General features: G+C 42.1%; 13 protein-coding genes. 3 read left to right on the plus strand and 10 right to left on the minus strand.

All coding sequences use genetic code 11. The annotated features are described in order from the left end of the window. Window positions 1-259 precede the first annotated feature (259 nt). Entirely contained in the window at window positions 260-490 is a 231-nt protein-coding gene (locus MKY98_RS22595; protein WP_161626990.1) for a hypothetical protein, read from the plus strand. Between the two features lie 333 nt (window positions 491-823). Here MKY98_RS22595 and MKY98_RS22600 read toward each other — a convergent pair whose 3' ends face one another. Then, complete coding sequence (locus MKY98_RS22600; RefSeq protein WP_230585215.1) at window positions 824-1186, minus strand: TnsA endonuclease N-terminal domain-containing protein; 363 nt, start codon at window positions 1184-1186, stop codon at window positions 824-826. 631 nt (window positions 1187-1817) lie between these two features. Here MKY98_RS22600 and MKY98_RS22605 point away from each other — a divergent pair. Further along, window positions 1818-2096, plus strand: coding sequence for a helix-turn-helix domain-containing protein (locus tag MKY98_RS22605; protein WP_069012438.1), 279 nt, complete (start codon window positions 1818-1820; stop codon window positions 2094-2096). Here MKY98_RS22605 and MKY98_RS27105 read toward each other — a convergent pair. The 9 genes from MKY98_RS27105 to MKY98_RS22645 all read right to left on the minus strand — a co-directional run bounded on the left by MKY98_RS27105 (window position 2032) and on the right by MKY98_RS22645 (window position 12789). After that, window positions 2032-2202, minus strand: coding sequence for a helix-turn-helix transcriptional regulator (locus tag MKY98_RS27105; protein ID WP_081317611.1), 171 nt, complete (start codon window positions 2200-2202; stop codon window positions 2032-2034). The two genes, MKY98_RS22605 and MKY98_RS27105, sit on opposite strands and share 65 nt — an antisense overlap. A 1137-nt stretch (window positions 2203-3339) precedes the next feature. Next, a complete protein-coding gene (locus MKY98_RS22610) occupies window positions 3340-4176 on the minus strand; it encodes a hypothetical protein (RefSeq protein ID WP_069012439.1) in 837 nt (278 codons plus the stop codon). A gap of 100 nt (window positions 4177-4276) precedes the next feature. Then, entirely contained in the window at window positions 4277-7327 is a 3051-nt protein-coding gene (locus MKY98_RS22615; RefSeq protein WP_069012440.1) for a phage baseplate assembly protein V, read from the minus strand. An 11-nt stretch (window positions 7328-7338) separates the two neighbouring features. Then, window positions 7339-7773 carry a DUF4280 domain-containing protein gene (locus MKY98_RS22620; RefSeq protein WP_069012441.1) on the minus strand — a complete coding sequence of 145 codons (435 nt, stop codon included), beginning with the start codon at window positions 7771-7773 and terminating at the stop codon, window positions 7339-7341. A gap of 29 nt (window positions 7774-7802) precedes the next feature. Next, a complete protein-coding gene (locus MKY98_RS22625) occupies window positions 7803-9227 on the minus strand; it encodes a phage baseplate assembly protein V (RefSeq protein WP_069012442.1) in 1425 nt (474 codons plus the stop codon). Beyond that, on the minus strand, window positions 9224-9883 hold the full coding sequence (locus MKY98_RS22630; RefSeq protein ID WP_069012443.1) for a hypothetical protein: 660 nt from the start codon (window positions 9881-9883) through the stop codon (window positions 9224-9226). Before MKY98_RS22630 ends, MKY98_RS22625 begins: the two co-directional genes overlap by 4 nt. A gap of 22 nt (window positions 9884-9905) precedes the next feature. After that, window positions 9906-10430, minus strand: a complete 525-nt coding sequence (locus MKY98_RS22635; RefSeq protein WP_256026119.1) for a hypothetical protein — start codon at window positions 10428-10430, stop codon at window positions 9906-9908. 54 nt (window positions 10431-10484) lie between these two features. Next, window positions 10485-11624, minus strand: a complete 1140-nt coding sequence (locus tag MKY98_RS22640) for a pentapeptide repeat-containing protein (protein WP_069012445.1) — start codon at window positions 11622-11624, stop codon at window positions 10485-10487. A 922-nt stretch (window positions 11625-12546) separates the two neighbouring features. Beyond that, entirely contained in the window at window positions 12547-12789 is a 243-nt protein-coding gene (locus tag MKY98_RS22645) for a hypothetical protein (protein WP_176715757.1), read from the minus strand. 252 nt (window positions 12790-13041) lie between these two features. Between MKY98_RS22645 and MKY98_RS22650 the strand changes: the two genes are divergently transcribed. Then, window positions 13042-14402 (plus strand): IS1182 family transposase gene (locus tag MKY98_RS22650; protein ID WP_341011439.1). Its coding sequence is split into 2 segments (ribosomal slippage): window positions 13042-13609 and window positions 13609-14402, totalling 1362 coding nucleotides; the frame shifts between segments, so codons are not numbered across the junction. The last annotated feature ends 76 nt before the right edge of the window (window positions 14403-14478 follow it).

Consider the following 14478-nt stretch of genomic DNA (forward strand, 5'->3'; position numbering starts at 1 on the left):
GGATGTTCCTCCCATCGATGTAAGACTTGCTGTAGGGTTCCGGCCGGCCAGCACAAAGTCGGCCGTACCTCCGGATTCGGCACCGGAGCTGCCTTTGTCGAAGCTTATGTTTAAGGATATTGATACACTCTATGTACGATTTGTGTATTCCCCCGCCTGGTGTGGATAAGTAAAGATCCGGCTGCGGGGTAGTGAGCCTTTCCTGACGATTAGATGTGACGATGGTGCTGCATGAGGCTCAAAGAATGCTCCGTATGGCATGAACGGGACAGCCCTTGGATTGGCGGTGAATTCCAGCTTTTCAAAAATGCTCACGCGCTTCATCTTCCATCGGAATTGGGATAAGGTTGGCTTCATCCTTTCTGGACCTTCTGACGTCATGGAGCAACATATTCTCGACTGTCATTTTCCACAATTGTCGGTCTCCGCATGCCAGCTTGCTGGGTTGCCAGTGGACTGGTCTCTCGCGGCACAGCTTGGACAGGTATAAAAACCATCCAATTCTATTTTCTATCATAATTGGAAGGTTGACCTAGGTAGAATTATATCAAAATTTCCAATAATGTATAGTAAAACTTTAGTTAAATTGGGTCTTCCCAACATAAAGTGTTAATATTTTGCCTAAAAAGAGCGAATGGAGAAGAAACACTGGGAATGGCTTGCCATCAATCGGGGAATTCGACGCGTGTCGACACTGAGGCGGGGTGCCGGCCAATTTGGGAGATCTTCCCTGTATACATTCTCTGCTGGTGCTCCGAATCCTTGCGCTTGCGTCTATTTTCTAAAATAATCATGGATTGTAGAGTAGGCTGTATTAGATGAGTCATATCCAGTACCCACTTGGTAAACCAAATAATTCATCTTGTTCTCTTGTAACTTTCGCAAATGGTTTTTCACTTTGTTGAATAGCATAATAGAGATTATCTTCGAGACTATTTATATGGTGATTTGACAACTTATCGTTGTTTTTAGCATTATGAAGCCATTCGACATTCCTGAATAAATTGTAGTTTATCTGCCTTTCCGTAATAAGTGCCCACTCTATCTTTTGGTCTTTAAAGAACTCTTTTTCAATCTGTAATTTCTCTACAACTCGTTTTGTCAACTTGTTAGAAGGTTTGATAGAATGTGCAATAAATTTTATACTTTTTTCTTGTTTTACTGTAAGTAACATATCTGTAGTCATAATGATGGGAAGCTTATTCTTGGGGTCAGTTGGATGTTTAACTTTTATGCAATATAGAGGGTTTTATCTAGGGGTAATAAAGGAAATTGTTCGCGAATATCAATCACTTGCTCTGACCACTTCCATTTGGCAATGATGTGCCAATTCAAAGTGTTCAGACAGATAATGGTGAAGTCGACCACTTTTCCAACCAAGAATTCGAGTAACTATCCCTATTGAAGGTACATCATGTACCGTCAACCAAGGTTTATATTCCGAAAAGTGGCCTTGACCTCTTCCTTCTTTGATTTTCCGTTGAATAGATGCTATAGAGTTACTTGATCGAATTTTGCTCATTATTCACCTTCTTTTTAGAACTACTAAATCAGAGTAAAGTTCAGTTATCTTTTTCTACTCCTAAGATATATTTTAGTTTTACTTCAAAATACAAATGTAGAATATAACAACTCACAGCTTTATACAATAGCAAAGTAATATTTTTTAGCTATATTTTACTTCGTAGCCTATTCATAGGCTACTCGTAGGGTACAGTAGGGTATGAATAAGCTATAATATGGGCTATAAGTAAGTATAATTAGTAAGCAGATGGGTCGGGTAAAAGCTATTTGATTTTCTCAATAGAGATGAATTCATGAATACTTTGGAACAGCGATGTAAAAATTCGAGACTACTCCATGAATGGATACAAAAGGAAATTTCTAATAAAATCGGGGTAACTAAACAGGTTGTTTCTAATTGGGAGCGAAACGTAGCACGGCCTAAAATTAATCATTTAATATCTTTAGCAAAGGTTTTTGACGTTACAACTGATTATTTACTTTGTATTGCTAATCGAATGACGTTCCCTACTGTGTGGGCTCAATTGATACAGGTGTATCTCCAAAGATTAACCATTCTATATGGGAATTGAAGCTTTCCTTAATTGCTATAATTAAATCAAGAGAGGGTCTATATTTATCTTGCTCCAGCTCACTCAACGTTCCTTGAGAAATTCCAATTATACTTGCAAACTTTATTTAATTTAAGTTGTTTGTTTTTCTAATAGTTCGAATTCGTTGGCCTATTGTAGACATAATTGCCCTCCTAAGCTAAAAAGATCCCGATATATCATCGGGATCTTTCTTGATGTTTGTAAAATGACCAGTTCCAGACTTTTTTTACTGGTTCCACACTTTTTTATCACCAGACAATTAATGTCGGGTGATAAAAAAGTACGGAACCAATTTTGTTGGTTTTATTGGGTTTGCCGCGGCACGTGATAAACACGAGAAATAAAAAGTCTGGAACCACCACAAATTACCATGAAAAGAAAGTTGGAAACCGACTCCCAAATGCGGTCTTCCGCTTAGTTTATTCCATAATCCGCTGGTTCGCTTACATCATTATAAAGTTTAAACCCACAAACTGTCTTACCCAATTTAAGTAATGCTCTCCCTTATTAAGTTGTGAGGAGAAGAATATTTTATATCGTGATAAAGAAAAGGAGTGTCGTTTCTGCATCAAAACAAGTTTTTTTGATTATTTTGATATCGTGTAATTGGCATTATTAAATCTTCTTCATAAATTTGTTGTAGAAGATTGCCGACTGGTTTTTGATATGCTTGACGAAATTAGCAAGCTCGTCCATATTTTCAGAATCATATTCAAGCACATCCTCCCGCCGTATAAGGACTATGTCGTATCTAAAGGAGATGCTTCATTGATTCACCCTGCCTACCGCTGCGGCGGTAGGTTCTTGCTGCTCTTCACTTCCATCATAAGATATATGCTTCCTGTTCATCGTAGCCGAAGCGGGTGAGGGAATTAGTGTAGCAATAAACAAGCAACTACGAAACCTCTCAAGAGATATCATACAGAACGACAAACGCCCGATGTGTTAGCCCAAACTTTTGAATGCAGTCTTTTACAGGATGATATAAACGATTTCTCCTTTCGAGATATTTCCCCTTATATGGTAGACACTCTATAGGTAGGAATCACACACAGAAGCATAGGGCGATTATTTAATTTTGAATATGTCCATCGGAATAATATATCAATTCAATCTTAGCAGGAGTAAGAATAATCGAATTTGCTTGGCTTCGTTATCTAACGCCTGCTTAATCCAAGGAACATATCATCAAGTGGTTAGGTAGAACTCTTTACGTAATTTTCTACACTGGCAAAGTAAAAATTACCTCAAGTGGATCTTTACCTTCGAAAAAATCTTCATACAATTTTCTAACTTCCATCGAATCTAATTCTTTTTCCTGCTTATTGATTAACCTATCCAACTCTTCTAAAATACTTACTTCCTTTGATGACAGCACCTTTGACTTAATAAGCGTGTCTTTCATATTGGGAAGTAACCCTCTTGGCCAGCAATCCTCATACACACCTCTGTATGAATCGTATAAGAATGTGATCTGACTTATTCCCGCATATTTCCGAACGTGTGGATGCACTAATAATAAAAATTGAGCGATAATTCCAGAACGCTGGATTAAATAATAAGCTTCTTGTACTTCCTTCATCAAGTAAGATTTGGCTTCTACAGAATTAGCAAGAAAATTGATGTACATTTTTGAGAGTACGTTTATTAAGTGTTCTTTCTCTAAATTCTCTTCCAACTTCTTAATTATTTCTTTTTCACTAATTCCCGCTTGTATAAACCCTATTAAACAAGCTGACATTCCTTTCACATTAACAGCTTTTTCAGCTACACATAACATATATTTATCAAAGATTTCCTTAAGGTAGTTTTCACTAAATGTGTAAATGTCTAAACATTCAATGATTGTTTCTATTACTGAAGCTTGATCATACTTATCTTCTATACGCGGGAGAAGGTCTATCAAATGTTCAACAAATTCTTCTCCGTAATATTCTAGCAAGCTAGGATTATATTTTACTTTTTCTAGTAGAGCAAAAAACGTTTGATATTCTTTTGTATCATTATTTTGTGTTAGATATTTGAATAGCTCATTAATATATTTAACTTTCTCGTCCACTAGACTTTCTCCCTTTCTATTGTTAGTGTTACTTAATTTAACTTTTTACACGACTTTATATCAGATTAATGGCAATAAAAGCAATTCTACCATAGAAAGCCTAGTGCCATTGTACTACATGCCACTCAATCCCTTTAGGAGTTTGCTTATAAATAATTCGCATTACACCATTGTTTCCATGTTCATCTCGTATATATACAGAATTCCACCCTGCGTAATTCTGCCCATTACGCCTATTATCAAGAACATGATCGTTTAATGCCTCTAAACGCGCTTTAGCGCTTTTGTCACCCCGAGCTTGCGCTGAAATATCATCAAGAATTTGATTAGCTAAATTTCTCTCATGTTTAGTTAAATGACGACTTTCTGTTTTTCCTGATATACCGCCTCTTACTGGAATTTTTTGATTTAAGGAATCTCTTGGATTTAGTATATTTGCATGTTCAATTCCTAATAATTTCTCAGGTGGTATAGATTCTGGCCCCTCAGAGAGATGATCATCCTTCTTATGCGATCCTCCTGGTGAAGCACCGTCATCTTTGGAATGTTTCTTTCCTTCCTTTCCTTTCTTTCCTTTCCTTCCAACTACAAACGCAAATGCTGCTTCTACTAACAGATGGGCATTTTCTTGTTTGGAGCTATTTTTTGCTTTTTCATAAACAGCCTCTGGTTGCGTTATGACTTTAACAATTTTATCTGCTACGTCTTGTTTTCCTTTAAAGTTATCGACTACCATTTGGCTAATATCTAGATTAGGAAAGTTACGTATTCGCTCCCATGTTGCCTCTAGATATTCATGAGAGGAGTTTTTGATTTCACTCAACACAATCCGCTCAGTCTTATCCAGATCTTTCATAAAAGGACTTTCCCTAAACGGCCCATACTCTTTTCTATAATCGTCAATTGAATTCAGAAAATCAATCAAATATTTTTTCTGTTCCGTCGTGTATCCTTTCATATCGTCCCGATACTTGGAACTCATCAAAGCTCTGTCACTATATCGAAAATGGTTGTCTGTCTGCCGCTGATGCTCCATTAATGCAATTATATCTGTGGAGAGATCCTGATTATTATAATAAGCATCCAGCGCATCCTCAAACTGTTGATCCACATTTCTTTGATACCAGCGTTCCCGTATATCAGAAGGAATATCACTATAGGCTTGGACGGAAGCCTGATTGACTCCTTTTACATAGTTGATGAAATCCGATATGGATTGTACTCCTCCATATCCTCTGGCACTCGTCCACACCTTGCCCAGGAAATCCATCATCGCATGTTGTTCACGCGCCCTCTGTTCCTCCGCATGCGCCTGTAAGGTTTGGGCAGCAACCTTGGCGGTCTTCCCCAACACCACTCCCCAACCATGGGAAGGTACACTGGCGATCATGGACAAGCCTGCTGCCGCATATTTAACTATGGATGACGGTCCGGAGGAAGCGACCTCGGAACGAATCGAAGCTATTTTTTGACTTGCTGCTTTTGGAATGGCTCCCAAGACAGGAATAGACCCAGCCACATCACATACTTTCTGGGCTAGTCCCAATACACCATCCAGTAGACTGGCCTTCGGTGAGCTGGGAGTGTTTACGGCTGACTTAACGGCTCCCTCATCTTTCGATGTAGCGCCTGAATTGGAGCTTCCTCCTGTACTGCTGCTTGCTGTACTTTTCGCCGCCTGCGCCTCTGCATAGGCTTTTACAGACATTAATGGCGGTTCCCAGACCGGAGCCAGTTCGGCTACAAAAACCGGTTTTTTAACCGTCCCTTCCAGTTGAACTTTAGCGGATCGGATATCCGTTTCACCGTCCAGCATCAAACTGCTGCTGCCTGCTTTGAAATAGATGGCCTCGGCAGCTTGAATATTTAGTTCCCCATCTGCATGCAATGAAAGTGTATTGCCCGCCGACAATGACAATTCATGCTCACTGACGACCTGAACACCCGATGCATTCAATTGAATGTAAACCTGCTCCGACTTGGCCGTCATCTTCAACTCACTGGCACTTAGCTTGATATCCTTGTCATGAGGTGTCCCCCAATACTTGGTGGCTGGGTCAGCGAGCTTTGGCGAGTTTCTCCCTTGTCGTATGGAGCTTGCCGCATATCCATCCGCCTCCTGCTCTGTAGGGAACCGGACGGATACCCTATCTCCTCGTTCCGGCATGACGTACAAACCGCTATTCCCTTCGGCTGTATAACTGCTAGCATATGGAAACCACCATGCCGTTTCCCGATCCTGCTTTTCATCCACTGTAAGATGAACACGTATTCGGCCTGACTGGACCTCTAATACATGCCCTTCCAGTGAGGCTCCGGTGAGGTTCGAGTACAAAATCTCTGTTTGCTGAATCCCCTGTTCGTGAACCAGTTCATACTCGTGTAGCAGTACTCCTTTTTGCAATTCAGAAGTGACTTCCGCTACCATCCATTGCTCGCCATTCCAATCCGTCAGATCCCCGGGCCGGGCAAGCTTTTCACTCTGCAGCAAGTAGCTAAATTTTGTTTTGCTGTTGGGATCAAAACTGCGCCGAGTACGGTAAACGGGATGCTTCATTTCAACGTATTGTCCCTCCGGCATACCCAACCAGAATTTGGGCCCGTTTAGTGAAATTTCCGGGACCAGCATAGCTCCAAATCGGGAAGCGACCCGTTTGAGAAAGGCCCAATCCGTCTCCTGATACTGTAAAGTAAATGCATGCAGGGTAGCACCATTTGTTACGTTATCAATAACATCGGCCTGGCTGTACTTCTGTATGATTTGCTTGATCAAATTTCCGTAGGGCATTAAAGTATCCTGATAAGAACGAGTTACAGGTGTGATATCCAACTGAATTGTATGAGATACGGCTTCAAGCTCCACATAATAGATGCCACGCACCATCCGTGTTTCTGCATGGACCAGTAAACCATGGAACAAAATGCGTTCAGGCTGATCATTTTCTGTTTTGGTACGGATAATGACCGGTTCGTTATCCTGATCCTGTTCTATGTAATGATCTCTCTGTTCCTCATCTATCCATCCACTGATCTTTAACCGGACGTGGTCATTTAGTTTTCGTTCGATACGCAGTTCGTTTATCGTTTGAAGAGGATATGGACCTGTACATTCCAGTTCCTTATACGTTAACATCGTTTGTATGTGATCCAACTTGTACCTCCTTACTCCAGCGTCTGGCCATCGTCTGTAATCCGAATCATTCCCCCGTATAGGCACGCATTCGAGCATTGGTCCAGCAAGGCCGGTTCTCCTTCCACAAGCACATCGCTTTTGCCCCCGATCCAGGGTCCGGTGATCACCGGAACACAGTTCGCTTTTTTGACCCCATAAATATCGACCATGTCACTGCTTTTGACCGCTGGATTGGCTGGGCAGGAGCAACGGCCAAAATTGCTGATATTGGTGCCGGGCAAGTAATCTCCAACATTCATTTGGGCTTTCTCCTTCACATATACGCCGTGACTGAACGGTCGTTTGAGCCGTGTCGGCTGCGTACCAAAGCTGCAGCTCAAGATGGCCCCGGCAACTACGTAGCCCTGCTTGCTTCCCCGTCCAGCCTGAATAGTTCCCTCTTCCGAATGAGATTTTTTTGCCATTCTTCTCTTCCCCTTCCCCATGTCCTTTCTTAGTTTGTTTTCACTTCGCTACCCAGAACATTGGTTATTCCACCCAACGATACGGTACTGCCTTTGCTCGTCATTTGAATTTCATCCCCGGCCGTGATTTTCACTTTACTGCCGGAATGAAGGGAGATATTCCCTCCTGCTGAAAATTGAATCTGTTTATCGCTTACAATGTGAATTCCATTTTTCTCATTTAACTGGATATACATCGTCCCCTCTTTACTGGTGATGATAATTTCATCAGGGGTTAATTTGATTTCCTTGCCGTGCGCGGTACGAAACAATTTGATGTCAGGATGTGCAAGAGCGTGTTGCCCCGCACTCCGATTCTTTTCGCGCAAAGATGTACTTGCCATGCCCTCTTCTTCTCGATGGGTAGGGAAATAGAGCAGAACGGTATCCCCGAGCTCAGGCATTACGTACCATCCGCTATGTCCTTCTGCAGTATAAGGAGAAACATAGGTAAACCAGTGGGCCTTTGTAGGGTCCTGCGCAGCATCGATATGTAAATGTAGTTTGATACGATCTCGCTCTACCTGAATGACTTTACCAGGTAAAGACAGACCGATAAGCTGCTCGTTTAACACCTCTTGGTGTCTCAATCCCTTGTGGGAAGTCAGGGTATACACGTGCTGCATCATTCCTTTTTGCATATGAGTGTCTACCTTGTACACATACAGATTTTTACCCTTAAAGGTAACGGTGCTGCCGAGCTCTAATACCTGCTCCGCCTCAACCCGGTAATCAATAAAATCATGCTCGTTTACATGTGCTGTATCATTGCCGTTAAAATAACGATAATCTCCAACTCGCTTGCTGACGGTATAATGATAATTGGTTAAGTCCAGTCCAGACTGGGTTTCCTCGACTCCAAAATAGCACTTTGGCACATCAAATACCGACGCAGGTGTGAGTGAAGTATGGTAACGCGAAGCGATCCGCTTGAGGAACTCCCAATCGGTTTCACGATATTGGACTGCTATACGGCCTAAAGCCGCTCCCCCTGTAGCGGAATCAATGATATCAAAACCGGGATAATCTGCTCCTACAGCCCGCAGCAATTCCTCAACCTTCATATTTTTGTCCTGAAACGACCTGTTCTTTTTATGAATATCCAGTTTATACGTGTGTGATATCGCCTCAACCTCCAGGTAATACACATCTCTGACCACTTTGACTTCCATATGGAGCACCGTTCCGTTAAATAGCGGTGTTGGAGTGCCTGCTTCATCTAGTTGCGACACACAAACCGGGGAATCGGCTTCGATCAACTGGACATAGCTGTCCTGTAATTCTTCAGGTAAAATAGCGGTAAAAGAGAGCCGGGTGTGCTCATTCAGCCGCTTGGTCATATGGAGTTCCTGAATGCTAACCAATTCAAATGGTGTAATTTGCAACCGATCATATGTAATGTGGGTTAATGTCATAAGAGTTGATTTTCCTTTCGCTCAGACTCTATTTTCAACGTTAGCAGCATACTGCGGGCTATTGGCTGCCAGGTTGCCATCTCTTCATCCGTACAGTTAAAAGTACACATTAGCGCACGTCCTTCCAGCACCGTAAAGAAGGATAAATTATATACACGTGCGTTCCATACTGGTGTCATAAATTCGCAGTATCCAATCCGACACTCTTCGTTCTCCAGCACTTCATGGCCAAACCATTCAGTCAACTTCTGGGTTTGCTTTACCACCTGAGCCATCTCATCCGTAAAGTACTCCAACTCTTCGGTTTGTAATGGACTCTCGGTATGCTTGAAGGTTAAGTTAATCGTGCCTGTGTTATTGGTAAAAATAAAATCCGGACGATGATGAGAAGGATATTTTAATCGTTGCTCGTGCATGGGCATATCCCGAAAGCTATTTGGCATCGTAATACAAATGCGTTCATCCAACAAATGTCGCTGAGCAAAGACCAGTCTTTCTCCGCCAATTTGCATAAGTGTTTGTAGCGGCTGTCCAAACGGCTCCTTCCCGTGAGCGTGATTCAACCCTTCATGCTCAATTAAAGATTGATCATTTTCGATATTTTCTACAGCTACTGTGTGTAGCATCGAGACTATTTTCTGATCCAGATGTTCCATACATTATCCACTCCCATCTTTATTACTGCATGACGACTTCCTGAAAGGTGATGCCACTTGTCCCCCTCCGCAGCAGACTTTCCGCCAAGGTCAGATTGACCAACGTGCAGGTTTCACGCAACCCTTGAACTTGCAATAGGGATTTCCCCTCGGTACGTTTTCGATCTACGACTAGCTTCATCAATGTTCCTCCAGGATGAAATTGACTTTGCTCACCCAAACAATCCACTAACGGGGGTTGAGTCATCCAATACAACTTTTGCTGCGAACGTTCCATATCCCGAAGCAAAGCCATGCGGCTAAACAAGCCCGGCACAAAGACCTGTAACAATTTATGCACAGCATCAGATACCATCATCCTGGAACCCATTAGAATATCAGGGTAAATTGTATAATCGTGACCATTAACCTTAAACTGTGCAGCATAAGATAGAGGCCAATTCGTCCAGCCATTTAGGTCCATCATCTCTGCATTTGCCTCTTCATCCCACACGGGTACAGCAGCATTCAACATCCGATCATCCTGCTGACAAAGGAAATACTCCACTATGCCACGCTCCCTCCATTCCCTTTCCGTTTGTCCCACATTGTGTTATCCAAATTAAGTTAGACTCTGAACGGCTGGATGCATACCTAAACTAAACCGGCTTCCATCCAGCACCGCTCCTTTGAAGCAGGCTCCCTCAAACGCTGCACCCATAAAGTCAGCCCCCTGCAATATGGCCCCGGTGAAATCTGCATCCTTCAAGTAGGCTCCCTGAAATTGAGCTCCTGTAAGATCCGCTCCTGCAAAACTTACGGGTTGAAAACCGGGTCTTTCCCATCGTTTAGACTGGTAAATTCCAGGTACAGCTATTGCATCCCGGAAAGATGCTCCCTTTAAGTTGGCTTGTTCAAAACGGGCTTCCTGAATCAAACAACCGCTAAAATCCGCTTCTTGTAAACAGGCTTTATTCCAACGGGAACCGATCAGATTTCCTCCTGTAAAAACACTATTGTTAAAAGAACTTTCACTCAAATCGGCATATTGCAGACGTATTCCCTCATAATCTCCTCGAGATCCGTCAATTCCCCGAAAAACTTCATGTATGTAGTCATATGGCTTCTTTTCCTCAAGCCAATCTTTCGTCACCGTCGAATCTTTGACACGCACATCCCGTTTATAAACGACTTCACTTTGGTCCCAATATTCTCCGACTCTCAGCTCGAACACATCTTCCAACTGTATTTCATGAGCAAACTGTATTTCATCCAACCATTCTTCTGTGATACTAAAACGCGCCAAAGCAATGATATATTGGTGAATATGTATTGCCGCGCGCAATTTCATCCTTTGAATATCATCCAAGCCGATTCTTCCACCATATTTCTTAGCATGCTTACTTAATTCCGTCTCCCACTCGTCCAAATAGCGAAAGGCCCATTCTGCATCATAAGTATTTCGGCAAGGATGGCGATCCATAAACCACGTCTTGTCCATGGCCTCCACCAAATAGGTCGCCCTTCCGTTTGCTAATTCGGTACGAAGCATGGAGTAAGATATATATCCCAACGCCTGCTTGGTACCTTCTCGCTGCATCTGCTTGACTTTCCCGAGTAGTTGCTCCAGTGAATTACGAAATGTCTTCACCAAAGCATGCTTACGATTTTGAAAAGAGGCTTCCAACGTAAATAACATTTGATGCTTTAACGGTTCGTGGACCTCATTTGCAAAATGTTGAAGAATTTCCTCACGATTCACGTTCCATCTCCTTTCTGGTTGCTGCATTTATATACTACCGTACATATTAAAATAGCTGGTTATCTTAAACCGAAATCTAATATAAATGATATGTGAAATCATAATTTTCAAGGGTATATTTAACAATAAAACATCCTTATGTATGTATCGGACAGATTAGTGATTTTGTTTACAGAAAGAACCATAATAAGTGTTATTTTCAATGTAAACAATAAAGACTTGCTATACAACTAATCTATCAAATCGTATATCTTAGGAGAGTGAGTAAATATAATTAATTCCCCCCATCTTTCCTCGTTTCATATGATGTTTACAAATCATAGTGAACCTTTAAGACTTAATAATCTCATTTCTATACTCTACTCAATAAAAAGCAAAAACCTGCTCAGAGAGCAGGATGAGCAGGTAGAGCAACGGGAGTCAAACCTCTTCCAAGAGGCAAAGAAACAGATTCTGCGGGTGTAGTGACAGGCTTCCCTTTCCCTGTCACTGAATAACTTCGAGTCTCCAGCTAGCCGCACTAGGAATCCCCCTTTGGAGACAGACGTTTGAGAATGACGTCTCTTTTGTTCATTTTATTGAATTAGCTCCGACACTTGATAAACACGAGAAAAAAAGTCTGGAACCACCAAAAATCGCCATACAAAGAAAGTTGGAAACTACTCCATTAGTGGATTTCACCAGTTAACTCAATAAGGTATAGATCAACGTTTGAATAGTACTTCTATCTGTATCCTATAATGGTTACTTCAAAATAATTCCATTTGTAACGCCTGATCTTGCGCGTCGTGCTTTTTGTCAATTGACCGTTATTACAATAGGGATTTGTACTCCAAAGTAAGAGAGCTCGTTTGTGACTTGTATGTACCAAAATTAAAATGAGTATTTCTAAGACATATCATTAAGGAGCTCTCGTGAAAGATTAGTACCGAACAATCTTCAGTTTTATAAAATCAATAATTTTATCTCTATCTTCCTTAGTAAGTTCTCGAAACAAAGAAATAAGTTCTAATTCCTGAGCTTCAATGGCTAAATTAAAAATAGCGTTTTTTGATACAGGCGTATCTCCAAAGATTAACCACTCTATATGGGAATTGAAGTTTTCTTTAATTGCTATAATTATATCAAGAGAGGGTCTGTATTTATCTTGCTCCAGCTCACTCAACGTTCTTTGAGAAATGCCAATTATATTTGCAAACTTTATTTGATTTAAGTTGTTGTTTTTCTAATAGTTCGAATTCGTTGGCCTATTGTAGACATAATTGCCCTCCTAAGCTAAAAAGATCCCGATATATCATCGGGATCTTCAGGCTGTCGAGAAAGTCTCGACAGCCTATTTTATGTTAATTTTGTTTAAGACGACACCGCGTTAATGTTGTATAATATAGGTAACTATTGTAGAACGGATGGTGTTGATATGCTACGCTCCAACCGCGAAAAACAACAATCCTACGAATTTGTTTCCATCGAAGATCTGGTTCCTCAAGATCACTTGCTCCGCAAAGTAGATAAGTATATCGATTTTTCGTTTATCGATGATAAAGTTCGATCACTGTATTGTGCAGACAACGGGCGTCCTGCCATTGATCCTACCGTATTGTTTAAAATGATCTTTCTCGGTTATTTCTATGGCATTCGCTCAGAACGGCAACTCGAGCGAGAAATTCAGACGAACCTAGCTTATCGTTGGTTTCTGAGGTTGGGCTTAACGGATAAAGTTCCGGACCATACGACGATTAGCTGGAATCGTCGTACTCGCTTTAAAGACACCACGATCTTTCAAGATATCTTCGATGAAATTGTGCTGCAGGCGATCTCTCACCGAATGGTGGGTGGGCGTGTTCTCGTCACCGATTCCACACACGTCAAAGCCAATGCTAACAGGCACCAGTACACCAAAGAACAAGTGTTGCAGAATACTAAAGACTATATGGACGAGCTGAACGAAGCGGTGAAGGATGACCGGAGAAACCACGGAAAAAAGCCTTAAAATCCCGAGAGGAAGTGAACGAAGAAAAAGAAATTAAAGTGAGCAAAACAGACCCGGACAGCGGCTATATGATCCGTGATGGCAAGCCCGAAGGCTTCTTCTATCTGGACCACCGCACGGTGGATATGAAGTACAATCTGATTACGGACGTGCATGTGACACCGGGGAATGTACATGATTCTGTCCCCTATTTGTCCCGTTTGGATCGCCAAAGAGAACGTTTTGGTTTTCAAGTAGAAGCTGTTGCACTAGATTCAGGTTATTTAACAACGCCGATTTGCCGAGGTTTGCAGAACCGAAAGATTTTTGCCGTGATTGCTCACCGAAGATTCCATCCCAGACAAGGACTGTTTCCGAAATGGAAGTTTGAATACGATGCCAAACGCAATGCGTATAGATGCCCAGCCCAACAGGAACTGCCCTACCGAACGACGGACCGTAAGGGATACCGGCAGTATGCCTCTGACCCAGCTCAGTGCCAGCATTGCCCACTGCTAAGTCAGTGTACCCAGTCTCGAAACCACCGCAAAGTGGTGACTCGGCATGTCTGGGAAGACAGCAAAGAGTGGGTACGGAGCAACCGGCTGAGCCCATCTGGTAAAAAGCTGTACCGCAAACGAAAAGAGACGATTGAGCGAAGCTTCGCGGATGCCAAAGAGCTCCATGGGTTTCGCTATTGCCGTTTGCGCGGTCTTCCAAACGTCAGGGAACAAGCCCTTATGACGGCAGCCGTGCAGAACATGAAGAAGATGGCGATCCACCTAGATCGCCTGGAGAAACAGGGGTAACCCCCCTGCTTCTCCAGAGACCAGAGCATTATGATGTAAAAAAGAAACCCACGTCTCAAAATGACGGGGTTTCTCG

Source organism: Paenibacillus sp. FSL M8-0228, from assembly GCF_038007385.1.
Classification (GTDB): Bacteria; Bacillota; Bacilli; order Paenibacillales; family Paenibacillaceae; genus Paenibacillus; species Paenibacillus polymyxa_D.